Origin of the sequence: Clostridium sp. (assembly GCF_050717515.1) — a bacterium.
Classification (GTDB): Bacteria; Bacillota; Clostridia; order Clostridiales; family Clostridiaceae; genus Clostridium_AD.
The window spans coordinates 403,406-427,192 of sequence record NZ_JBOITL010000025.1; the positions used below are offsets into that span (position 1 = coordinate 403,406).

Below are 23,787 nucleotides of genomic sequence, written 5' to 3' on the forward strand. Positions count from 1 at the left end.
TTATAGATAAAAAAATATGAATAAAATTAAAATATTAAAAAATTAAAAAATTAAAAAATTAGGTTATGAAATTAATTAGTCCATCCAATATGAAAGAAGTAAAAAGTATAAAGTGAAAAGGAGAGATTAATAATGAAAAATTTTAATTATTCAATTCCAACTAAGGTATTTTTCGGTAAAGATCAGATAAATGTACTCCCTAGTGAAATAAAAAACTACGGTTCTAAGGTATTGCTTGTTTACGGAGGCGGTAGCATAAAAAAAAGTGGATTACATGACAAAATTACTGGAATATTAAAAACTAATAACATTAAATTTTGGGAACTTCCAGGTGTAGAGCCAAACCCAAGAGTAACCAGCGTAAATAAAGGTGTTCAGCTTTGCCGTGAAAATAAAATAGACCTTATACTTGCAGTAGGTGGCGGAAGTTCCATTGATTGTGCAAAGGTTATAGCAGCAGGTTATTACTATGAAGGAGATGCATGGGATATAGTGCTAGATCCAAGTAAAATTAAAAAGGTACTTCCGCTTGCGACTATATTAACACTAGCAGCTACGGGTTCTGAAATGAATGCAGGAGCTGTAATTACAAATTTTGATACAAAGGAAAAATTAGCTACAGGACACGAAGATATGGCACCTAAGTTCTCTATATTAGATCCTACTTACACTTATACCTTGCCTGTAAAACAAACAGCAGCAGGCACTGCAGATATAACTAGTCACATTTTCGAAGTATACTTTAGCAGCACAAAAGAAGCATTTTTGCAAAATAGAATGGCTGAAGGAATGCTTAAAACTTGTATAAAATATGGTCCAATAGCTCTAAAAGATCCAGAAAATTATGAAGCAAGATCTAATTTAATGTGGACTTCAAGTCTAGCAATAAATGGACTCATAAGCTATGGTAAAGAAACAGAGTGGAGTGTTCATGCAATGGAACATGAATTAAGTGCATACTATGATATTACTCATGGAGTGGGTCTTGCAATTTTAACACCACATTGGATGAAATACATTTTAAATGATTCAACTTTAGATAAATTTGTTGAATATGGAGTAAATGTTTGGGATATTGATGAAAATGGTGATAAATATGCAATAGCCAACGCGGCAATTGAAAAGACAAGAGAATATTATAATTCATTAGGAATTCCTTCTTCATTAAAGGAAGTTGGTATCAATGAAGAAAAATTAGAAGAAATGGCAAAGCAAGCTACAAGGAGAGGTAAATTAGGAAACTTCGGAGTCTTAGAAGCAGAAGACGTATTGAATATATTTAGAGCAGCATTATAATATAGGCATATGAAAAAAGTAGATTAGTACTGACTAGTAAGCTTTGAAGATGTCTAAAACATAAAGAACTCCAAGATCTTAGAAATTTATTGAGATTTTGGAGTTCTTATAATGTTAACGAGATTTCTAAAGGCGTTAATATTGTAACTTCGAAGAAGATGAATAGTTGATGATTTAATTATACAAACTTCTTTTTTCCTAGCATTGTTGAGATACACACCATAACAATACACAAACTAATAATAACCACAATTGGAGTTAATATATTTATAAGCTTATAGCCATTTTCTATAGATTTTGTCAGCTCAATTATCCACTTAGTTACTGTGCCATTGCTTATAATTTTTAGACCATGAGGCATTTTTTCAAGGGGGAGGAAGGCACCACCAATTAGTGACATAATCATAGCAATTGAGGAGGCGCCAATACTTGCTTGTAGCTCACTTTCACATAGGTTAGAAAACAAACAAGCAAAACTAGAAGAAATTATTGATATTATTAAACCTATTAGAAAAAATTCAAGAGATGTAATTCCTAAATTTATAGGTATAAATGTTAATACTAGGGTTGATATAAGCACCTGAATACCAGCGAAGAGGAGGTTATAAGCATACATTCCCAATATATAAGTGTATGGTTTAAAGCAGCACATTTTATATCTCTTTAGAATACCCTCGTTTTTATCTTTTATGATGTTACATGCTGATAGGGTACAAGTAATTATTAAGGTCAATAATATAAAGCTACATCCTCTTTGGGCTGCCGTAAAGCCTTCCTTGCCCATATTATTTAACAAGATTTGAAATCCGCTTAAATTCTTAGATGAAGCATAGCTAGTTATTATTTCATTTACAATAGTTCTATTATAACTATCCAAGCATTTCACATTTATATCGCTATTCTCTTTAAATTCAACAATAGCAGCGTATTTTCCAAGTATCATATTTGTATTTAGGGAAACTAAAGTTGCTTCATTAATCTTTAATCCTTTAATTCCATTAGCATCTTTTTTAAATTCCGATCCAATTCCAATCTTGCTATTATCTATATATCCTATACTAATTGATGGTTTCATTAAACCATTGAGAACCATTGCTACAATTACCGCCAATACTGGTATTAATAGAGAATATATTACCTTTTTTTTATTTTTAGATGACCTAATAAATTCATTTTTAAGAATTAGTAATATACTCATTATAGAAAAGCCTCCTTTTTAAAGCCCTTTATTGATGATATTGTAAATATCAATCCAGTAATTAAGCTTAAAAGCATTGCAATAAAGTAAAGTGTCATACTATTGTCATTCATCATATTGAAGACCCCTCTATTTATCCATGTAAGCGGTGAAATATAACTTATTATATTCACTACATTACCTAAACTACCAATTGGGAAGAAGGATCCACCTAGAGCTGCCATTATTAAAATTGGCATACTTACAAAGTTTTTTACTGCCATAAAATCCTTTGTACAAATACCTATAAAAGTACCTATTGAACAGGACATGAATGCGATTACCATTAGTAAAAGGATTAATTCTATAAAATTCCCTTTAAAATCTACTTTAAATATAAATCTACAAATAATCATAATAATAATATTAAAAATTGTCATAGCAATGGTTGATGGTATAATCTTTGATAATACTATGGCACCGTTGCCTATTGGCGCTATAATAAATCTTTTCCCGCACTTAGCTAAGCACTCTTCTTTGGCTATATATATTAAAGAAACTGCGCCTAAAAATGTACAAAAGGGAATAGATACAATGGTATAGTAGTAAAATGAAGTTATTCCCTGTTCTCCAGAATAATAATTGCTAGCTATATATCCAAATAAACCTATTAATATTAATGGATATATAATTCCATAACCTATTAAAAAGGAATCTTTTATTCTTTTTTTTATTCCATATCTAAATAAAATCCCAAATCCATGCATACTTTACCTCCTATTAATCTCTTAATTCCTTTCCAGTTATATTAAGGAAAATTTCTTCCAAGCTATTTAATCCTTTTATCCTATAATTTTCCTTAATGACGCTGAGAATGCCTTGTTCAATTATTTCACCCTTGTCGAGTATAATTATTCGCGAACATATTGTATCAACTTCTTCCATATAGTGAGATGTATAAATTATTGTAGTTCCTTGTTTTTGTAAATTTTTTATAACATCTAAGATATTATTTCTGGACTGTGGATCTATTCCTACCGTTGGCTCATCCATTATTAATAGCTTAGGGCTATGAACGATGGAGCAGGCTATATTTAACCTTCTTTTCATTCCTCCTGAAAATGAATCAGAATAATCATTTTTTCTTTCCCATAAACCTACAGCTTCTAAAGCCTGTTTTGTTTTATCTCTTAATTTTTGCCCTTTAATCCCGTACAAAGAGCCAAAAAACTTTACATTGTTATATGCTGACAAATCTGAAAATAATGCAATATCTTGTGGTACAAGTCCTAATGATTTTTTAAATTCTTCCTCATTATTAGTTATATCTTTATTGTTAAATAATACCTTCCCTTTATCCATATCAACTAATGTGCATATCATACTTAAAGTTGTACTTTTGCCAGCCCCATTTGGTCCTAAAAATCCTAAAATTTCACCTTTTTCAACTTCAAAACTTAAGTCTTTCACCACTTGATTTTCACCATAACTCTTATTTAAGCCTATAACCTTTAATAAATTTTCCACAATACCAGCTCCTTAGTAAATGTTTTATATACAATGTTGACTATACAATTTAAAAATTTTTACAGCAATTTCCGGCTGTAAAAAATCTTTAATTAGAGGACATTAGTTTTATTAGCTTCTCTAATGCTTCTTTTGATTTATCGGGATTATTTAAAATAGTTTCTCGAAGTTCACTTATTCTTTCTTCATTAATTTTTTCTAGGTGTTTATTTTCACTTTCTTCATCAAAATTAAAAGTTGCTATAATTTTTTCTTGTTGCTGGCTAACATTTTTTATAATATCATATTCTTTAATTAAGGCCTTGTGCCAACTTATAGAATACTCGAAATTCACTATGGTCATTTCAAAAGCTATTCTCTCTATTTCTAAGCAAGCTCCAGTTGTCTTAATGTTTTTCCAATGTTTCCAGTAATCTAAGGCTTTATTTAAGTCGTTAATATGATTATTCAGAATATTTATTGCTTTTTCTTTAGCTAACCTGTTTATTGTGATGGGTAGAATAAATTTCTCTACATTTACTGGCAATAATTGTTTATCTAGTTCTTTTTCTAGGGTAACCTTTAACTCTTTTCTTCCTTTGTCTGTTATTCTATATATTTTCCTTACTCTTGAACCCTTGGTCTCTTCGCGTGCAAGCTCTATTTCACCACTTTTCTCCATCTTGCTTAGGGCATAGTATATGGAGCCTGCTTTTATGTTTGCCCAAGTATCCATACCATTTAGCTGTAAGAATTTTTGAATTTCATATCCGTGTGTTTCTTTTATATTTAAATAATATAAAATTAATGCTTTTACCATGTTTTACTTAAACTCCTTTCCTTGTATAAATCTATTCTATACTCAACGTTGAATAAAATCAACAGTTTTATTCAACGTTGTATATAATATATTTAAAAAATAGAGATTATTCGTTTCAGTGGATCAATATTTTTAATTGTATGAAAAAATAGAGATTAACTACTATTGATAATAATATGCTTGGATTATGTTATTATAGTTAGGGGCGTTTTAAAAGTCCTTAAATTATATGAACAAAAGAATAAAAGTTGATACAGGAGACTAATTATAATAATTTTATGGAAATCAAAAGGAGAAAATTTAAATGAAAGATTATTACGAAATATTAAACAGTTCATTTGATGCACCTGCAAATGAGATTAAAAAAGCATACTTTGAGATGGTAAGAAAGTATCCACCAGATAGATGCCCAAATGAATTTATGGAAATACAAAAGGCATATGAAACCTTAAGTAATGAAAAAATGAAAAAAGAATATGATATGTTTGCATCAATGCCAAACATGATTCACATAGACTTTGAGCAAGCTAAGAAATACATAGAAGAAAATGAGATAACAAAAGCTATAAGTATTTTAGAAGATATTTTAATTAGGGAGCCAGAACTTTTAATACCTAAAAGTTTGCTAGGTGAAGTATATATGGCTAACGACAACAGTGGAAAGGCAGTTAAAATATATGAAGAACTTGTAAAAAAAGAACCTGATAATGCTGGGTTTAGAGGAGCTTTAGCCTATGCTTATCTTCAAAGAAAGTACAATAGAAAAGCTATTAGAGCTTTTGAAAAAGCAATAAAAAATGATGAAGATAATATTTCATTATGGTTTGGACTTAGTGAAGCATATATCATAAGTGATTTACCTACTGAGGCTAAGAAAATTTTAAACAAGGCTATAGAAATATGTTCTTCAAAAGAAATGGATATTACTAGTCTTTATTTTAAAATTATACTTATAGATGTAGAAATAGATTCTCAGGCAGATATGATGGAGGATTTAGAGAAGCTTGTAAATATTGCTATGCAAAACGAAGAATTTACAGAAAATGTGGCATGGAGTCTTGTTGAAATGGCTGAATTTATTATGGGTGATGGACTGACTGCAGAGGCTATAGCAATAGCGGAGACGGCCTTAAGATTAAAGCCTAGAGATAAAGATATTCTAGTATTAAAAAATGAACTTATTAAATTTGAAAAATTTCAAGTGCCCTTTGAGGCTTTTTCAGAAGATGATAGATTTCAGGAGGATATTGTAACTCTCATAGCAATAGAAGTTGTTCCAGCAGAGGCCATGGAGATAGAAAGAGAGGACCGACTGGAATATAGTACGATGCTTGAGATGTCTTTGTTAATTGAGCGTGAAAAATCTATAAGTGATATAAAAGAAATAAAAAAATATTATCCGGAGCTTTATAAAGTCAAAGAGGAATTTTTTGAAGCTGTTTTGAATGATGAAAATTCAGAGAAATTATTAAAAAAATACGAAAAAGAATTTAATAAAAAAGGTTTTTTAAATAAAATAAAAAATCATTACGATTTAGAAGATTCTGGTTTTGATGAGGACTGCTCTTATGAGGAAGATAAAGAAGAAACCTTTGTTAGAGAAGAAGAGAAAATAGGAAGAAATGATCCATGTCCCTGTGGAAGTGGAAAAAAATATAAAAAATGTTGTGGTAAGAGTATATAACTTTTGTAAGATCAAGATGCCACTTGCCACGTGGGTGGCACCTTTTATCCGAATGGAAAAATTAGTTATAATAATTCTTTCCCTTGATGTAACTATATAATGTATGTCAAAATATACATGTAACAAAATAGAAAAACTTGGGGGAAAATAAATGATAGAGATAACTACTCAAAGACTAAAAATCATACCATTAGATATTGAAAATTATAGACTATATATAGAAGCTACTAATAAAATGGAAGAAAATTTAGGTTTAAAAATAACTAATAAAATATGGAATGAATCTATTAAAGGCGCTTTTCAATATAGATTAAAAAAAGTTATTGAAAATAAGGAGCAATATTTGTGGGAAACCTTATGGATTGTTATATGCAAGGAAGAAAATTGTGAGATAGCAAGTCTTATGATAAAAGGTTATCCCAATGAAAAGGGTGAGGTCATAATAGGTTACGGTACAAATGAATCTTACCAAAGTAAAGGATATATGACTGAAGCCGTAGAAGGATTAATAAAATGGATATTTGAAAATCCTAAAGCCTTATCAATTGTAGCGGACACTGAAAAAACTAATATTGCATCGCATAGAGTATTAGAGAAAAATGGATTTATTAAATATAAGGAAAGTGTTAAAACATCAGATGGGGGAGAAGTAGAGGAATTAGTATGGTGGAGCCTAGTTAAATGAAATTTTTGTGGAAGATTAGTTAAGATGAACTAATAAAAATGGGGGCATTTCATATGGGGAAAATCACATATACAAAACTTATCAATGCGACACTAAATTTATATATGAAAGAAGACTACTTAGAGGCGTACAATTTTATTTCCAAAAACAGCATAGGAATAAAAGTAAATGAAGCTCAAATATACAATTTTAGATATTCCATTGCATGCAAAGCAGGGCTTACGGGGATTGCAATGGAGATTATGAGGGAAGCCATTGTTGAAAAGGGTTATTGGTATTCATATGAGTACTTGATTGCAGATGATGATTTAAATCCATTAAAGAAATATAGTGAATTTGATATATTAGCTAATATTTGCAAAGATAGAGAGGCGAAAGCAAAAATAAATTCAAAGCCTGATATAAAAATAATTAAACCTAATAATATACCCAATAATGAAAAACAACCATTATTAATTGCTCTTCATGGAAATGAAGAAAATATTATAGTTACGGAGGATTATTGGAGTTCATGTGTAGATAACAATTATATATTAGCATTACCTCAATCTTCTGAAATTGGATTTTCAAATGGTTATTATTGGAATAACCTTGAAAAGGGTTGTGATGAGTTAAAAGAAGAGTATGACAAGGTTTTACAAGGATATAACATTAATTTAGATAATATCATTATAGGTGGATTTTCAGCAGGTGCAAGAGTAGCATTATATGCTATGTTGAAAGATCTTATTAATGCAAAGGGATTTATTTTTGTTGGCCCTTGGTTGCCAGAAATTAATGAATGGGAGCACTTATTAGATAAACTCAAATCAAAAGGTGTTAAGGGTTATATTATTTGTGGTGATAAAGATGAAGATTGCCTTGATTGTACTGAAAGCTTTGTAAGGATGCTAAATGAGAGAAATATACCAAATGTATTTAAAGTTGTTAAGGATTTAGAGCATGATTACCCTGATAATTTTGATGGATTTTTAGATGAGGGTATAGAATTTATTTCAAATTAGTTAATATAAAGTTACTCATTATTTTTTATATGCCATAAGGATTTATAAAACCATGTAGGTACCTCTGCCTTATGGTTTTTTTGTTTTGAAATATATATTAAGAAATATTACATTATATGTTTACTTTTCCACAATATGATGTTAAAATTAATTTAACGTTAAAATAATTTTAACGTTAAATTAATTTTAATAGGGGGATTTTATGAATGGAAACTGTAGTAACAAATAAAAAAAATGGAATTGTGGAGTTACTTCCTCATAAAAGTTATGTAACTTTAGTATTTGCAAATGTTATATCTCGTTTTGGTGATTCATTAGATTCTTTGGCTTTTGGTTGGATGGTTTATAATTTAACAGGTTCAAAACTTTTACTAGGTACGCTTTTAGCTGTAAATGCTATTCCAAATATTCTATTTAGTGCTTTTGCAGGAGTGTTAGTAGACAGATTAAAGAAAAAATCTGTACTAATAGTAGGATATATAGGAAGAGGCATCCTGGTATCTATAGTAGCTTTTCTATTTATGACAAAATTATTAAGACCCTGGCATTTATTTGTATTCACATTTATAAGCTCAACCTTTGAGAGCTTTACAGCGCCTGCACAAAGTGCTATATTACCCTTACTTTTACCTAAAGAACTTTTTTTAGCAGCGAGTGCTATATCTACATCTGCATATAAATTTGCTGAGCTTATTGGACTCGGTGCAGCAGCTGCTATTATTGCCATTTTCGGCATTTCTGGTGCATTCTTTATTGATGGAGCAACTTTTTTTATAGCTGCTATTCTCATACTTTTTATTAAAGTGAAAAGTGATAGAAGCAGTGCTTCTAAATTAACTTTAACCTCCTATTTTGATGAACTTAAAGAAGGGTTTTCATTTATCAAAAACAATAAATTACTTCGTACTACTATAATATTATTTGCACTAATAAATTTATGTCTTTCCCCTGTAGGTGTTATGTTACCAGCATTTGTTAGTGAAAACTTGAAAAGTGGTCCTGAAATGCTAAGTACTTTAGGAATTTCATTAACAATAGGAATGATACTAGGAGGATTTTTAGTAGCACAATTGGGTTCTCGTTTTAAAATATCAACTCTTATTATATTAGGTTTCTTTTCTCTTGGTATAAATTATGCTTTACTTTGTATACCAGGGAATGTAATTACCAATACTACTATATCTTGCATTTTAGCAAGTATATTATTTGGATTAATCGGATTATCAGTACCTGTCATTTCAAGCCCGGTATCCACTTACTTCTTAAATGTAACTCCAAGAGAAATATTAGGTCGTGTATCTGCTGTAGTAGGTATGGTATCTATGTGTGCTCTTCCACTAGGAAGTGCTGCTTCTGGAGTTGTAAGTGAATATATTTCAATATCAGTCTTATTTGCAGCAATGGGAATAATAATAATTTTAATATCGTTATCCCTTGTTTTTAATAAAAAATTTCGTCAAGCAGCTGAGTAAAAAATTAAGGGTATATATTGCTATTAGTACCCTGAAAACTTCAAAAAATTAATCAGTATGAGATTTTTGAGGGTACTTAATTGTTTTTTTTATATATGATTCATCTAAAAATAAGTTATAATAGGGTTTGAGGTGTATATAATGGAAGAGTCAAAAATATTATCAACAATAGAACAGGTAAAGGCCATATCTGACCCTTACAAATTTAGAATTCTAAAAACTTTTAAAGCTATAAATGAACCTGCTACTGTAAAACAGGTAGCAGATTATTTAAATGAAGTTCCGGCAAAAGTATATTATCACGTGAAAAAAATGGAGAAATTAGGAATATTACAACTTATATTTACTAAAGAGATAAATGGTATAATTGCTAAATATTATGAGCCTACAGCATCACATTTTGAAGTGAAATGTGATGCTAATATAGATGATGCCTATAAAGCTGTAATGTTAGGCGAGACACAAATAATGATTGCTGAAATTTACAATAACAGCAAGAATATTTTTTTAGAAGACGTAAGTTTTAGTGAAAAAAATGATAAAAAACCCGAAGGTAAATTAACTATGGCGGATTTATATCTTACAGAGCAGCAGTCAAAAGAGTTTTCTAAATACGTAGAAGATTTTATCTTAGAACATGGGATTAAAGACAAAAATGCTACTGATGAAAATAAATATCATTGTTTTATGAGTTTTATAAAATTAAGGGATGATAGTAATATTAAGCCTAAATAACCTTATTTGGGTACATACTCCAAAACCCAATATCCTTAAATCCTAATCTTCTATAAATAGCTCCCGCTTTAGGGTTTCTATAAAATAAACATAGTGTTTTGCCTTGTGCTATCATATCATCACATAACATTTTTATACAAGCAGAGGCAAATCCCTTCCCTCTATAATCTTTATCGGTCATTACACTGACAACCATTGCAGATATGCTATTTTCGGCTGAAGTTTGGGCATATGAAACTATTTTATCATCACATTCTATAAAATAGCCGTGGGTTGTACCTGATTTAATATTATTTATAAGAATTTCTTCGAATTTTTCATTACCACTATTAAATTCTTCCATTGTATTTTTTAGGCTTGCTATTTTAGCTATATCATCTAAAGTAGCAGTTTTAACTTCCAAGTTTTTGTCTATTACAAAATCCACATTTATGTCCTTTAATACTGCAAAATGATGTTGTTCTGGCTGAGCAAGCTGGAGTGATGTTTCTTCAAATTTCAAGATAACCTCAGTTTTTCCAACCAACATGCTAAAATCTTTATTATTAATTAACTCTACATACCCTTGTACATCATAATCACCTTTTGAGTAAACCATAAATACGTTAAAATATCGCACAAGTACTGATTCTAATTCTCCATATATATTAATCTCACCAAAAAACTCTAAAAAATCTTCTTCAAATCCAAAGCTTTCAATGTCTCCAATAATATAAAGATTAAACTCTGGCTCGTCCTTAACTAGATTCATAAGTATTTCATAGTCTTTTGTATTTAGTTTTCTTATCATAACTATCCCCCCATTTTAAAGTATGTACATCTAACATTTATAATTTTACCAAAACATTGTATTTTTTCCAAGTTAAAGTTAATTTAAACAGCTATTAATCATCTTCTATGCTGCAATACTAATTAATTCAATATATAGGGAAGCCGTAATATTAAAACTATCACACCTACTGCCAGTAATATACCTTCAGGTCTTCCTAAATTCAAGGTCCATCCAACACCAAATCTTTTTTCAATAAAAATTGTTGGATCATCTTTATTTGTGTAAAAAATTCCGAATTTCCAGTACTTATCGTCATTTCTATCTAGCATTCTACCAGCAGCTAGGACCTTGTCTTTTAAAACTAATCTACTTCCTCCTTGGCCTGTATATAGTGATAAACCAACAAAAACAGCAACAAGAATTATAATGATTGTAAATAACATAATTATTAGTGATTTACCAGACAAGTGTGCAACTTGAAAGATAATTAAGTTTGTATAAAGAAAATATAAATTAATAATGGTTACAGTAAAAATCATATATCCTGACCATATATATCTAAATTTTTTATTTTTCTCTTTTGATTGTTCTGGATTTGAGGTATTTAACTGTTGTTTTCCCTATCCAATTATCTTATATAATGTAAATAAAATAATGAGGAAAATTATTTGAAATTTAGGCATTACATAAATGATTTTTGGGGATTTTATAATGTATCCATTCACTTCTCCAGCAAGGTCCCAATGGGTTGGAACTATCCCTGGTAGTAAATCATAATATTTAAAACCTATATAAAAAGTAATTACAATCATTAATACTGAAACTAAAAACCACCAAGGTGATACCAATGTTTTTGTGCTTTTATCTTTTGAAAACTTAGTGTCAATTGTAACAATTTGCTTTTTTTCAGTATTCCAGCATTGCTTTTGTTTTATTTTAAATACTTTTCTGTTGCAAAAGATGTATATGCTTAGGGTAAATAACAAATACAATAAAATTAACATAATATACTCAGTAGCAGCATAATAGTTAAGAAAAATATACATTATTATCGCTATAAAAACAACAAATACAATAGTGTTAAGTATAAGATAGGTGTTGTACACTTTTTTAAGTAATGTAGTATTTCTCTCATTTTCAGGTATTCTTATTCCAAAATATATTTCTTTTCTTGTAAGCTTTGGTTTAATAATCTGAAATGCATAAATTAGTACAAAAATGCAGAAATTAAAAATAAAATTACCAATGTCATTAATCATACCGTTTCACCTCATCTATTTGGATATTGTTTAAAAGTCGCTGTAGTGAGCTTTATAAATTCTTCCTTAGTTATGCCTCTACAATAAGCCTCACCTATTATAAAATCCAATTCTTCTTTCAAATGTTCATGATATTCATCTGTGAGTAAATTATTTGTACTGTTTACAACTGCACCTTTTCTTCTATCAACCGAAATAAACCCTTCGGCCTTTAGTTCATTATATGTTTTATTTACGGTGTGCATGTTTATACCAATATCCTCTGCCATTTGACGTACTGAAGGCAAGCTTTCTAACTGTGAAAGCTCGCCCTTTGCTATACCTATAATAATTTGCCTTTTTAATTGAACATATATGGGTGTTTCGCTTTGGAAATCTATTTTTATTATCATTATTATCACCTGTCTTTAGTTTATTTTACAAGATTAGGAGAATTGAAAAATATACCTTGTACAAGTACTTTGCCCGCATTTTCTGAAAAGGTAGCAGTAATCTGAACATCTTTTTCTTCTTTCGAGTATTTTGCTTTGTATATTATAATTTTAGATATCTTACCTTCTTTTTCAGCTTCAGTTGCAGCAGAAAATTTCTTGGATTCATATTTACCTATTTTTTCGCTAAAAGAAGTACAAAGTGTTTTAAAGCTATCTTCTGTCATAGCTTTTTTTAATTCAGGGCTAAAATCCTTTGAAAATTGTGTATAATCACTTTTATCTACCGCCTGAAGCATATTCTCTGTTAATGGTTCCGCATAGGCCATATCTTTCTCAGTTAACTTTTTGCTGCACCCAGAGAACATTGAAACCATAACAAGCATTGAACATAAAATAATCAATAGTTTTTTTGATGAATTTTTCATAGTATTCCTCCTAATATATTTATTATATCATTTAATTAATCCACAAACAGATCTGATTTTTCCAGAGTTTTAAATTTGTTTTTAAATTTGAAAATTACTATTATAGATATCAAAGCCATAATCATTAGATAAACTTCAATAAATATTGGGTTTACTCCAAAATGCTTGAAAATTCCTAAAGGACTATCTAGTAGTGCATGAAATAGTATTGCATAAAGAAAATAAATATTTTTTCTATTCTTTACGGCATAAAGAACCATTAAAGACATAGCTATATGAAATATTATAGTAAATACTCTCTCAAGGCCTGACATAAGAAATAAATAAGACTTAGCGTTAATTAGTGATTCTTTCATTTGAGATATCATATTTGATGAAATGCCACTTTTAGTTAATAGAGATTCAAACTTACCACCATTTATTGATAAGGAATAAATCAAATTGTTTATACAAGCAGGAAGTACAAAAATCAAAGCTTCTATACCACCATGACCAACACCAAAGGCTATGCCGCTCTTCCATTGATATTTGTTTTTAAGAAAAAACTTAAAGCAAATAAATCTTGCAGTTTCCTCAAAAATACCTGCCGTTATGCCTAGAAAAAGGGAATACACTATATAGTCTTGCATTACATTAATATTAAACCATACAGAATTATTAAGAGCATTTAAAATATTTATCCTTAGTATTGGTTGAGATATTATAAAAGCTGCTGATCCTACTAATAAAACTTTCCATGATATACCGTATTTTCGGTACATATATATTACAATTGCTAATGGGAATCCTACACATAGAATAATACTTATAATAATGAAAACAATACTTGAAATGCTGACCATACCTAGCCCCCTTTTTGCACTTGTTATAATAGTTATATCTGTTATATACATAGTATAACAGATATAACTATTAATCAAAGACTATAATAGCTTATTTTTTAACTGAAAATAACAATTATAAGCATTCTCATGTTAATATCTTCTATTTACTTAAGTTTTCATTGTTTTACTTAAAATTCCACAATTTCCAAGGTATTTTCTGAATTCAAGCTTTGCATTTGAAGTGCTCTGTCTGCCATCCGAAAAAATTGAAAATATTACATTTAATGATATGATAGTATAATTAAGAATCTATGATTAATTAACATGGATTCATTTATTTGAGAGATTTTGGCTATTATGTGTGTATTACTATATGAGAGGTGTTTAAAGATGATAGATAAATTGATTAAGGCGTTAAAAGCAAAAGATGATAGTGCTGTAGATGATCTATATGATATGTACTTTGACAGAATATATTATTACTCTAAAAGAATTCTGGGTACCATTGGAACTAAAGAGGATATTGAAGAATGTGTAAGTGATGTGTTTTTAGCTATATGGAAAGAAATTGATAAATTTGATGTAGAACGAGGTTCTTTTGATACCTTTGTAAATGTAAAGACAAGAACCATAGCACTTAACTTAAGAAGAAAAATTCAAAAACATACACAAAAGTATTTAAATGAATCTATTGATGATATAGACATAGGAGAGAATGCATCAATTAGCGTTGAAGAGGAAGTGTTTGATAAAATTACTGAACAGGATTTTTTAGAACTGATTGATAAATTCAAAGAACCTGATAAGACATATTTTCACCTTAGATATTTTATGAATTATGGAATAAAGGAAATAGCTAAGGCCTTCAATACTACTGTTAGTTCTGTAGACAATAGATTATATAGATGCAGACTTTTGCTCAAAAAAATTAGATGTGAGGAGATAGTGTGATATGAATGAAAAGGATATACTTAATATGATAGATAATATTTCTGAAGATGATTTGAGTATAATAATGGATAAGACGTACACAAAGAAATATATAGAAAAATCCGTTGATGATTGTAATGAAAAAGTAAAAATTAGAGAAAAAGTACATAAAAAAATCAAGGTGGATATAAAGCAGCAAGGGGTATCACAAGAAAATATTATTAATAATAAAGGTTCCCAAATAGTAAATTCAGAAGATAATGAGTTGGACTTGAAAAAATATAAAAAAGAAAAAGTCACCGGGAAAAATAAAGTTATTAACAATGTAATAAAATCTGTAGTAGCAGCAATGTTAGTATTTGTAGTATCAGTTAATATTTTTCCGGATTTAGCACTAGCTTTAACCCAAATACCAGTATTAAATAAGCTAATAGAAGTAGTGACATTTGACAAGGGATTTAAGACTGTAGTCGATAATGGCAATGTTCAAGAAGTAAATACTACTATAGAAGATAAGGGGGTAAAATTCACTGTAACAACAATAGCAGGGGATGACTTAAAGTTATGGATTGGGTATGAGCTTCAAGGGGAAGGTTTAATTCTGGGAAAAATAGTAAGATTTAGAAATGAAGCTAATGGTAAAGAACTTCCCTGGATTGGTTATGAACCAGAGGAAGGTAAAGACTATATAGAAGTTCATATGGACAGGTTAGTTAAAGATTTTAAAATGGAAGTAGAGATTTATAAAGATGATCCATCCTTTCATATACCATCTTCAGAGTTAGATGAAAAAGCTAGAAGTGATGTGAAACAGCTTTATGAAAAAAATAAAATTACAACCTTAAATATACCTATATCACTAAATGATAAAATTTATAATAAGGATTTAAGAGTTTTGAATATACAGGGAAAAGAATTTAAAAGTGAAGCTGGTATATTTAAGATTGAAAAATTGGAACTTTCTAAGTCAAGGAGTAGAGTTTATTGCAAATTGGTAAGTGAGGAAAATGAGTTAGCTGGTGTCCTAGTTCCAAGGCTTGTTGATGGAGAGGGTAAAAATTACTCAAGTCCTAATGAGTTTGTATCATACATTGGAAATAATACGCTTTGTTTAGAAGTCAGTGGTGGAATAAGTAGCATAAAGGGATTGAGTTTTACATGTAATGGATTAAAATATATAAATAAGAAGGATAAACATATTACTATAGATTTAAAAAATAAATGGATAGAGCCTAATAATTTAGGTATATCTCTTATTAGTATTGTCAGTTCTAATATTGTTTTAAATGTACCTAAATATGGAGTAGAGTTTAAACTAGAGGCAAAAAATGAAAAAGGCAATAAAGTTGAAATCAAAGAAATGATAGAAGAGTCTTCTAAAGAAACGGTTGAATTCAAGTTTAAGGAATTAAAAGCTGAAAAAATAATTCTGGATGTAAAGAGCGCACAGTATAATGAACAAAAAGGTTTTGAAATGAGGTTGATAGATTAAATAATCACCTGTGTAGCTATTAATCATCTCCACTGACGCCAATATAACCACTGAAGAAGGAAAGCCCACACTTGTAGTAGAAGTGGGGGCTTTATTTCTAAAGTTTTATTATAGGACATCTTTCCTAACAAAAACAATATGAGAAATGCTATAGCATCCAATAATCCATATCACTGATATAAGTTGAGCAAAATGTAAATTTACAATAGGATTAATTATTCTTTCTGCCATATCACCTTGAATAACTAAAGATACATCATAGTAGCTTGTAAATATAAATGGTAAAATCTTATTAGTTATTGAGGGCATTCCTCCCATGCTAAATGCCATAACTTTAGTAGCTATAACAATAGTAAGGAACACTGTAATAAGACAAACTCCAGTTGAAACGTCGCTATTTTTAATTAAAGTAGATATAAGAAAGGAAAAAGCAATACAAGCAGAAACCGTGAGGGCTTGAAGGATTAGTATACTAATAATAACCTTCCAAGCTGGAAGTATGTAGCTGCTTCCCAGTACAGCAGATATAGACTTCCCATTGTTACCAATAAGACCTAAGTCCATTTTATATATAGTCCCCACTGCGATAGGTGTACTAGGGCTTCCAAAACCTGCAAGCAAGCCAATTACAACAAATCCAATTGTTTCTGTAACTAATACCATAACATTAGCTGTAATAATTGATGTTATAAACTTTGAAAAAAGTATTTTACCTCTTGATATAGGCTTTGTTAAAAGCATTTTTATCGTAGCTGGATTATTCTCTCCTGAAACCATATCTGAAGCAAGAAGGCCAATTACAACAAATAACAGTGTTCGACCAATAGTATTAAAAAATATCGGGAAAACTTTAAAAATCTGATTTGTTTTCATGTAATCATACTCTATGTTATTGCTTAAGTAATATTGTTTTATAAGAATGTTTTTGTTTTGGTTTTCTATTTCAGTGTCTAAAGAAGATACAATTGGTGCCCTTTTCAGTTCTTCTGAAGAGGCTATATCTGTTTTAAGTTTTTCCTTCCAGTTAGTGCGGATGTCCCCTAATTTTTTAAAACTATCTAACTCAGCTTGTGCTACATTTATTTGAATTTTATAGTCATAAATTCTACCTTTGTCTTTATTTTCTTCAGCAACCTTTTTCTTTTGATTTAAATATTCTACCTGATTTTCTGCCATAGCAATCTTGGACTGTATATTTTCCTTTTTAGTATTTTTATAAGTTGAAAAAACATTTAATGCCACTAATATACATAACATTATAAGCGTAACTGTAAATCTCTTTCTACTTATAAGTTTTTTTAATTCGTTTGAGATTAAAAATCCCATGATTTATCCCCCTCTATGCTAGAACATCCCGCCCTGCAAACTTTTTTAATGATAAGCTATAACAAATAATCCCCCAAACTATAATTACAAAAATTCCAGTTTTAAAATTTATTAAAGGGTTACTCAATTTCATAGCTAAGTCACCAGTTAATAAATCCAAAGGGTTACTAAATGTTGTAAATAGCAATGGATAGACCTTACTTAAAAATCCTAAAGGTGTCATAAAAGTAATTAATGATAAAAATGCAACTGGCATAACACTAGTTATTAATGATAAAATATTACTTATAAAAAAAGTTGAAATAGCCATGGAGAAAATAACACAAATCATTATATATAATATTTGATACAAGGCTGTAATAACTGATACTTTCCATACAGGTAAAATATAAGAAGTACCACGGATTGCTATCGCTTGAATATCTCCTGTGAAGACGCTAGTACCTAATGTATATCTAGTTCCAATGATTGTTGGATAAAGAGGGTTACCAAACTTAAACATTATCCCAAGGATTAGGAATGCAACCATCTCTAAAATGCATATAGTTGATATGCATACAATTGTTGCTCCAATAAATTTAGAATTAAATATACTTGTCCTTTTTACTGGCTTGGTTAATAACATTTTTATTGTATTGCTAGCATGTTCACCTGAAATTATGTCTGAACATAGAAAAGTTATTAATAGTGGCAAAAATATAACATTCATAAAACTAAGCATCTTTATAATATCCTTATGGGCAGTGACCTGATATGCTTTAGGAGGCTCTATAGAATTTTCAAGATAATAATTGTAATATTTAATTTGAGCATCTGTCTCTTCTAGTCTATTTTCATCTAATGCCATAGAGGAATTTTCTTTACTTTCTTTAAGTGCTTGGATTCTCTTTTGCGTGCTAAGTTTCCAATCAGTACTAGTTGTGCTCATCTCATATTTCAAAACCTTATTTTCTTCTTCTAAACTTTTTATCTGTATCACATAATTTGATTTCTTTTCTTTTGATAGGGTATTTCCAGCAAGGCTTGTTTTAAGCTCTAAAAGTATCTGTTGGTTATCTTTTATACGAGTTTCTGGTTTGAATTTTAAAGCACTGTTATAAATATTAAATCCCTTAAAGATTAAAATGAGAATAATAAAGCAAAGAAATATAATGTATTTTTTGCTGTGAATAAGCTTAATCATCTCATTTCTTACTAGATTCAGCAAATTCACTACCCCCTTCTACTATCTCCATAAATCTATCCTCTAAATTCTGTTGGACTTTGTTTATTTCTCCTATATCAATATTTTTCCTAGCTAGTAAATTAATAATTTTAGAAAAACTATCCTCATCACATTCTAAAATTAATTTCCCTTCTACATCATTAATAGAATGTATATAATAAGTATCTCTTAATATCTCCTTGCATTTTATATTGTCTGCAGTTATTAAAGATATTTTTTCAAATTTACATTTTTTATTTAACTCCCTAGTGTTTTCAATTGACTTAATCTCACCATTGCTAATAAAAGCTACTCTATCGCAGAGCTGTTCTATTTCAGACAGTATATGGGAGGATATGAAAACTGCTGCGTTGTTATCTCTTACTAAATCTTTTATTATCTTTCTAAATTCAACTATGCCTACAGGATCTAGTCCATTTGTTGGCTCGTCTAATATAAGTAAGTTAGGTTTGGGAAGCAGAGCTTGACCTAATCCTAGTCTTTGTCTCATACCAAGTGAATATTTTCGTACTTTATCATCAATTCTATCCTTAAGGCCGATAAGTTCTATAACCTCATCTATTCTTTCCTTAGATACATTTCCATACATTCTAGCAAATATTTTTAAATTTTCTCTTCCTGTTAAATCTATATACATTTCTGGATTTTCAACAATACAGCCTAAATTTCTCATGGCTTTTATAAAGTCTTTACGTACATCATATCCATTAATTAAAACTTCCCCTTTATCAGGCTTAATAAGGCCAACTATCATTCGTATAGTTGTAGTTTTCCCCGCTCCATTAGGTCCTAGAAAGCCGAATACCTCTCCTTTATTAACCTGAAAGCTTATCCCTTTTATAATTTCTCTTTTACTTAAGCTTTTGTATAAGTTATTTACCTGAAGTATAGTGTCCATTAGTTCGCCTCCGTTTATTTTTAATAATTTAGTATCTAATATTATTAAAAATATCAGCTACTAAAAATGTTATATTGTTCAACTTAGCTATTTGAAAAGATTTTCTTATATATTTTGAATGCAGTTACGTTCAAATGTAAATAATTACATAATTGTATTCAATGACATTATATGCCTATATATAGTATAAAACAATAAATTTATACACAACATCATGGAGAATATTAGCTCGGTTAGTTATAATAATGGAAAGTTCTTCACTTTTATAAGTAGAAGAGAAGCATAATAATTATTAAATTAAATTTCAAAAATTTAAAAGCACTTTATTTCAAAATTCAAAATAATAATAAAAACTTAGAATGTGGGATAAATTATGACTACAAAGGTATATTAGCTAATGGTATAAAAAATCAAGTTCAATTATATACGGAGCAGAAATAGTATACTAGAATTATAGTGCAATCTACTAGTTATGGTAAAAGTGTATTATTTTTACAAGTAATATGGTAAAATATAGATTGAAGTTTCGGTAGAATATATGTGGGTAGTTATTGTTTAGTAAAAAAATTAATTTATAACTAGATGGTTGCAAGGAGAAGCGAAATGGGAAAATATGTTTATGTTATTATTTCAAGAACGCCAACTTCTATGGGAAAGATAATTAGAAAACTTTTAAAAGAAAAATATAACCATGCTTCGATCAGTTTAGATGAAAATTTAAGCCAAATGTATTCTTTTTGTAGGCTGTCAGTTAGCAATCCTCTTGTAGGTGGTATTATCAGAGAGAGTGTGTTTACACTTACAATAGGACTCAAGGATGATGTCCCTATTAATGTATATCGCATACCTGTAACTTTAGAGCAATATGAATTAATAAGTAAATTTATATATGATATATATAATGATGAAGAGATTTATTACTACAATTTCATTCAAGCGTTTGGTCTTATTTCAAAAAAAAAGCATGCTATTTACAAGACCTATATATGCTCTGAATTTGTAATGGAAACCCTAAGACATGGAGGGTTAAAACTTACAACATTAGAATCATATAAAATAACACCAACTGATATTACCCAAATTATAGGTGAATTTATTTATTATTACGGAAACCTCAATGATTATCCATTTATACAAAATGTAAAAACAAAAGAGGATGAGCGTTTCTTTTGCAAGACAGGATTTCTTTATGAAGGGGTGCATACTCTTAGCCACTTCTGGAATGTTATGATTAGAGATAGGAATAAAAAAAGGGATAATACGGGAATTTAATTTGGAATTATCAACAATACACTGTATAATAAAGCTATAAAATTAATTAGAATATATTTACAATATATTTGTCTGGAGTAGTGTTAAAGTTATGAAGAATGTTATTGATGAATTAAAAGCTTCCTCTGTTTTGACTAAAGAAGAAATTCAAAGAATAAAATCATATGTTGTGAAAAAATATCCCGATAATTCTTCTGAGCAAAATGCTTCTATACTATCAAGGACTATACATGAAATTCTTGATAAGAGTTTAGAAGGAATAGATGGGGAAGTTAAACAAAACATCAAACAAAACATCATAAAAAGCACAATTTTAAAAGACAATAAAGATATATTGAAATGGGATATTTTTAATGCCTATACTGATGAATTAAGAGAAAATACACAACTGAAAACTTCTCTTATGGGGTGGATAAATAAAAATCAAAAAAATACTATATCGCGGGAAAGTTTTGAAGAATATGTGGTCTCTATAAATAACAGCAGTGATATTGATAATTTACCACGTTTAGATATTAAATTGACGCCTAAAGACAAGGTGGTTAAGTATGATGGACTGTTGATTTGGAAACACAATTTTAAAAGTGTAATACTAAAATATAAAAAGCAAACATTAGCAAAAATTTATAGCACTTCTAAAAAAATTAATACCCTACTAGAGGAGCTTTCAAAAACTATTTTATCTAGAAAAATAGTTTTTTCTCTATTAACTTTATTGATATTATCTTTATATTCTTTAAATAATTTCATTGCGGATAGTAAGATCATAAGTGATAAAAATAAAAATGAAATAAAGCAGAGTAAGGTTTCAAGTATTGTTGTACCTGATTTATATGTTAAAGATGCAATGAGCTATCACCCTCATCTGCCTGATTATTTTAATTATAAAAGCATTAATAAAGAAAAATTATTAGTATTTTTAAATACAAAAAATTCAATGCTTGCTGAGGAACCGTATTTCTCTACTATACTTAGAGCTTCTATAGAGTTCAACTTAAATCCACATATATTATTTGCGATTACAGGGCAGGAACAGTCTTTCGTTCCAAAGAACCATGAAAATGCTAAAAAAATTGCAAATAATCCCTTTAATGTATTCCATAGCTGGCAGGAATATAATACGGATATCTATGATTCTAGCAAAATAGCAGCTAGAACGGTTATTAATCTTTCTAAGGACAAGCCTGCCAATATTGACATCTTTGACTGGATAAATAGTAAATATGCAGATGATAAGGGTTGGGGAAGAGGAGTTAAGGAGATTTTTGAAGAACTTGGTGAATAAGGGTAATGTAGAATTAATATATTTATATGAATAATTTTATTGTTCTAGAATAATAAATAAAAGGGGTATTAATGTGAATAAAGAGTTTTATGTTGGTTACGGCACCTTAGCATTAATTAATGCTGGATTAGCACAGGGTAAAAACAGGTCTGGTCTTAATTGGTTTCTTTTATCACTATTTTTAGGGCCTATTGCTACCTTGCTGATTGTTACATCTGATAAAAAATAGTCAGTATAAATAAGTTTATTCAAAAATAAGCAAAACTGTTTTTTATATTGATATTTACAAAAAAGTAAGCTATAGTTTAGCGACATTTTAGAAATACGAGGGGGAAATAATGGATAATTACCAGCATAGCATTTTAATGAAGTTAGAATTAAATGAACAAGAATATGAAGCTATTAAAAATCTAGAAGCTGTTTGCTATGAAGAGCAAAAAACTAATCTAAAATTAGAACTTGATTTTAAAATGCACCAAATGAAAAATTCCATAAAAAATAAAAGTGTGGCAGAGTTTCTATATTACGAAAATGAAATTTTAATAGGTTATTTAGGCTTATGTAATTTTGGTGGAAATACAGTGGAAGTCAGTGGTATGGTGCACCCTAAGTTTCGCAGAAAAGGAATTTTCAGAAAACTATATTTGATAGCTAAGGAAGAATGGCAAAGAACATGCCCATCAGAGGTGTTATTGTTATGTGACCATACATCTATTTCAGGTTTAGCCTTTATAAACGACATTGGAGCTGAATACGGTTCCTCAGAGTACAAAATGTGCTTAAATAAAAAAAATTTGGAACTTACGCATACCCAGGGCATTAAACTTAGATTGGCAACTAATGAAGACGCAGCTGAAATTGATAGGCAGAGTTCTATTTATTTTGGACTTCTTGAAAAAGAAGATGAGGATAAAGAGAGTGAAGAGGACACAGAAAAATTATCAATTCAGGGATATGATAATTTTATTAATTATATGGCTGAGCTTGCGGGAGAAATCATAGGAAAAATTCATATTAATATAGTTGATAATGAGGGTTTTATTTATGGATTTGGAGTACTTCCAGAGTATAGAGGAAAGGGCTATGGACGAGAAGTTTTGTGCTTAGCACTGGATATATTAAAGAAAAAACAGGTGGATAATATTTTTCTTGAAGTTGCTACAGAAAATAAAAACGCACTTGGACTTTATGAATCCTGTGGATTTGAAGAGATTTCTGTAATGGATTATTATGTAGTATCTTGAAAAATTAAGGACTGACATCACC

The 23,787-nt window shown here is 29.3% G+C and carries 25 protein-coding genes; 12 read left to right on the forward strand and 13 right to left on the reverse strand.

Annotated elements, in window-relative coordinates; translation table 11 throughout:
* Positions 1–132 precede the first annotated feature (132 nt).
* Positions 133–1,296: an iron-containing alcohol dehydrogenase gene (locus ACREV6_RS11405; RefSeq protein WP_431578130.1), complete on the forward strand. Its 1,164-nt coding sequence runs from the start codon at positions 133–135 to the stop codon at positions 1,294–1,296.
* A 178-nt stretch (positions 1,297–1,474) separates the two neighbouring features.
* On the opposite strand, the gene ACREV6_RS11410 is transcribed toward ACREV6_RS11405, so the two are convergent.
* The 4 genes from ACREV6_RS11410 to ACREV6_RS11425 all read right to left on the reverse strand — a co-directional run bounded on the left by ACREV6_RS11410 (position 1,475) and on the right by ACREV6_RS11425 (position 4,799).
* Positions 1,475–2,494, reverse strand: a complete 1,020-nt coding sequence (locus ACREV6_RS11410; RefSeq protein WP_431578131.1) for an ABC transporter permease — start codon at positions 2,492–2,494, stop codon at positions 1,475–1,477.
* Entirely contained in the window at positions 2,494–3,240 is a 747-nt protein-coding gene (locus tag ACREV6_RS11415; RefSeq protein ID WP_431578132.1) for an ABC transporter permease, read from the reverse strand. The genes ACREV6_RS11410 and ACREV6_RS11415 overlap by 1 nt, the downstream gene beginning before the upstream one ends.
* Before the next feature lie 13 nt (positions 3,241–3,253).
* Positions 3,254–4,000 carry an ABC transporter ATP-binding protein gene (locus tag ACREV6_RS11420; RefSeq protein WP_431578133.1) on the reverse strand — a complete coding sequence of 249 codons (747 nt, stop codon included), beginning with the start codon at positions 3,998–4,000 and terminating at the stop codon, positions 3,254–3,256.
* 88 nt (positions 4,001–4,088) lie between these two features.
* The gene (locus ACREV6_RS11425; RefSeq protein WP_431578134.1) at positions 4,089–4,799 is read right to left on the reverse strand and encodes a PadR family transcriptional regulator; all 711 of its coding nucleotides are present in this window, start codon (positions 4,797–4,799) and stop codon (positions 4,089–4,091) included.
* Between the two features lie 304 nt (positions 4,800–5,103).
* Between ACREV6_RS11425 and ACREV6_RS11430 the strand changes: the two genes are divergently transcribed.
* The 5 genes from ACREV6_RS11430 to ACREV6_RS11450 all read left to right on the forward strand — a co-directional run bounded on the left by ACREV6_RS11430 (position 5,104) and on the right by ACREV6_RS11450 (position 10,379).
* The gene (locus ACREV6_RS11430; RefSeq protein WP_431578135.1) at positions 5,104–6,483 is read left to right on the forward strand and encodes a DnaJ domain-containing protein; all 1,380 of its coding nucleotides are present in this window, start codon (positions 5,104–5,106) and stop codon (positions 6,481–6,483) included.
* 151 nt (positions 6,484–6,634) lie between these two features.
* Positions 6,635–7,168 carry a GNAT family N-acetyltransferase gene (locus ACREV6_RS11435; protein ID WP_431578136.1) on the forward strand — a complete coding sequence of 178 codons (534 nt, stop codon included), beginning with the start codon at positions 6,635–6,637 and terminating at the stop codon, positions 7,166–7,168.
* 53 nt (positions 7,169–7,221) lie between these two features.
* Positions 7,222–8,172, forward strand: a complete 951-nt coding sequence (locus tag ACREV6_RS11440; protein WP_431578137.1) for an alpha/beta hydrolase — start codon at positions 7,222–7,224, stop codon at positions 8,170–8,172.
* 206 nt (positions 8,173–8,378) lie between these two features.
* Positions 8,379–9,644: an MFS transporter gene (locus tag ACREV6_RS11445; RefSeq protein ID WP_431578138.1), complete on the forward strand. Its 1,266-nt coding sequence runs from the start codon at positions 8,379–8,381 to the stop codon at positions 9,642–9,644.
* Between the two features lie 141 nt (positions 9,645–9,785).
* The gene (locus ACREV6_RS11450) at positions 9,786–10,379 is read left to right on the forward strand and encodes an ArsR/SmtB family transcription factor (protein ID WP_431578139.1); all 594 of its coding nucleotides are present in this window, start codon (positions 9,786–9,788) and stop codon (positions 10,377–10,379) included.
* On the opposite strand, the gene ACREV6_RS11455 is transcribed toward ACREV6_RS11450, so the two are convergent.
* From ACREV6_RS11455 to ACREV6_RS11480, 6 genes are all read right to left on the reverse strand, one after another.
* Complete coding sequence (locus ACREV6_RS11455; protein ID WP_431578140.1) at positions 10,372–11,169, reverse strand: GNAT family N-acetyltransferase; 798 nt, start codon at positions 11,167–11,169, stop codon at positions 10,372–10,374. The two genes, ACREV6_RS11450 and ACREV6_RS11455, sit on opposite strands and share 8 nt — an antisense overlap.
* Before the next feature lie 122 nt (positions 11,170–11,291).
* Positions 11,292–11,594 (reverse strand): DUF5808 domain-containing protein, encoded by a 303-nt coding sequence (locus ACREV6_RS11460; protein WP_431578141.1) that lies wholly within the window; start codon positions 11,592–11,594, stop codon positions 11,292–11,294.
* 177 nt (positions 11,595–11,771) lie between these two features.
* On the reverse strand, positions 11,772–12,410 hold the full coding sequence (locus ACREV6_RS11465) for a DUF1648 domain-containing protein (RefSeq protein WP_431578142.1): 639 nt from the start codon (positions 12,408–12,410) through the stop codon (positions 11,772–11,774).
* Between the two features lie 11 nt (positions 12,411–12,421).
* The gene (locus ACREV6_RS11470) at positions 12,422–12,802 is read right to left on the reverse strand and encodes a GntR family transcriptional regulator (protein WP_431578143.1); all 381 of its coding nucleotides are present in this window, start codon (positions 12,800–12,802) and stop codon (positions 12,422–12,424) included.
* 20 nt (positions 12,803–12,822) lie between these two features.
* The gene (locus ACREV6_RS11475; protein ID WP_431578144.1) at positions 12,823–13,269 is read right to left on the reverse strand and encodes a DUF3887 domain-containing protein; all 447 of its coding nucleotides are present in this window, start codon (positions 13,267–13,269) and stop codon (positions 12,823–12,825) included.
* A gap of 35 nt (positions 13,270–13,304) precedes the next feature.
* Positions 13,305–14,111, reverse strand: a complete 807-nt coding sequence (locus tag ACREV6_RS11480; RefSeq protein ID WP_431578145.1) for a YhfC family intramembrane metalloprotease — start codon at positions 14,109–14,111, stop codon at positions 13,305–13,307.
* A 372-nt stretch (positions 14,112–14,483) separates the two neighbouring features.
* Here ACREV6_RS11480 and ACREV6_RS11485 point away from each other — a divergent pair, with 372 nt between their 5' ends.
* Entirely contained in the window at positions 14,484–15,044 is a 561-nt protein-coding gene (locus ACREV6_RS11485; protein WP_431578146.1) for a sigma-70 family RNA polymerase sigma factor, read from the forward strand.
* A gap of 1 nt (position 15,045) precedes the next feature.
* The gene (locus ACREV6_RS11490) at positions 15,046–16,515 is read left to right on the forward strand and encodes a DUF4179 domain-containing protein (protein ID WP_431578147.1); all 1,470 of its coding nucleotides are present in this window, start codon (positions 15,046–15,048) and stop codon (positions 16,513–16,515) included.
* Positions 16,516–16,623: 108 nt separating this feature from the next.
* Here the strand turns inward: ACREV6_RS11490 and ACREV6_RS11495 are convergent, their stop codons facing one another.
* The 3 genes from ACREV6_RS11495 to ACREV6_RS11505 are packed head-to-tail and all read right to left on the reverse strand — an operon-like array spanning position 16,624 to position 19,964.
* Positions 16,624–17,841 carry an ABC transporter permease gene (locus tag ACREV6_RS11495; protein ID WP_431578148.1) on the reverse strand — a complete coding sequence of 406 codons (1,218 nt, stop codon included), beginning with the start codon at positions 17,839–17,841 and terminating at the stop codon, positions 16,624–16,626.
* Between the two features lie 13 nt (positions 17,842–17,854).
* Positions 17,855–19,048, reverse strand: a complete 1,194-nt coding sequence (locus tag ACREV6_RS11500; protein WP_431578149.1) for a DUF2705 family protein — start codon at positions 19,046–19,048, stop codon at positions 17,855–17,857.
* Positions 19,026–19,964 carry an ABC transporter ATP-binding protein gene (locus ACREV6_RS11505; RefSeq protein WP_431578150.1) on the reverse strand — a complete coding sequence of 313 codons (939 nt, stop codon included), beginning with the start codon at positions 19,962–19,964 and terminating at the stop codon, positions 19,026–19,028. The genes ACREV6_RS11500 and ACREV6_RS11505 overlap by 23 nt, the downstream gene beginning before the upstream one ends.
* Before the next feature lie 603 nt (positions 19,965–20,567).
* On the opposite strand from ACREV6_RS11505, the gene ACREV6_RS11510 reads away from it, so the two are divergent.
* From ACREV6_RS11510 to ACREV6_RS11525, 4 genes are all read left to right on the forward strand, one after another.
* On the forward strand, positions 20,568–21,236 hold the full coding sequence (locus ACREV6_RS11510; RefSeq protein WP_431578151.1) for a hypothetical protein: 669 nt from the start codon (positions 20,568–20,570) through the stop codon (positions 21,234–21,236).
* A gap of 91 nt (positions 21,237–21,327) precedes the next feature.
* Positions 21,328–22,521: a hypothetical protein gene (locus ACREV6_RS11515; protein WP_431578152.1), complete on the forward strand. Its 1,194-nt coding sequence runs from the start codon at positions 21,328–21,330 to the stop codon at positions 22,519–22,521.
* Positions 22,522–22,594: 73 nt separating this feature from the next.
* Positions 22,595–22,750 carry a hypothetical protein gene (locus tag ACREV6_RS11520; RefSeq protein ID WP_431578153.1) on the forward strand — a complete coding sequence of 52 codons (156 nt, stop codon included), beginning with the start codon at positions 22,595–22,597 and terminating at the stop codon, positions 22,748–22,750.
* 109 nt (positions 22,751–22,859) lie between these two features.
* Positions 22,860–23,765 (forward strand): GNAT family N-acetyltransferase, encoded by a 906-nt coding sequence (locus ACREV6_RS11525; RefSeq protein WP_431578154.1) that lies wholly within the window; start codon positions 22,860–22,862, stop codon positions 23,763–23,765.
* Positions 23,766–23,787 lie beyond the last annotated feature (22 nt).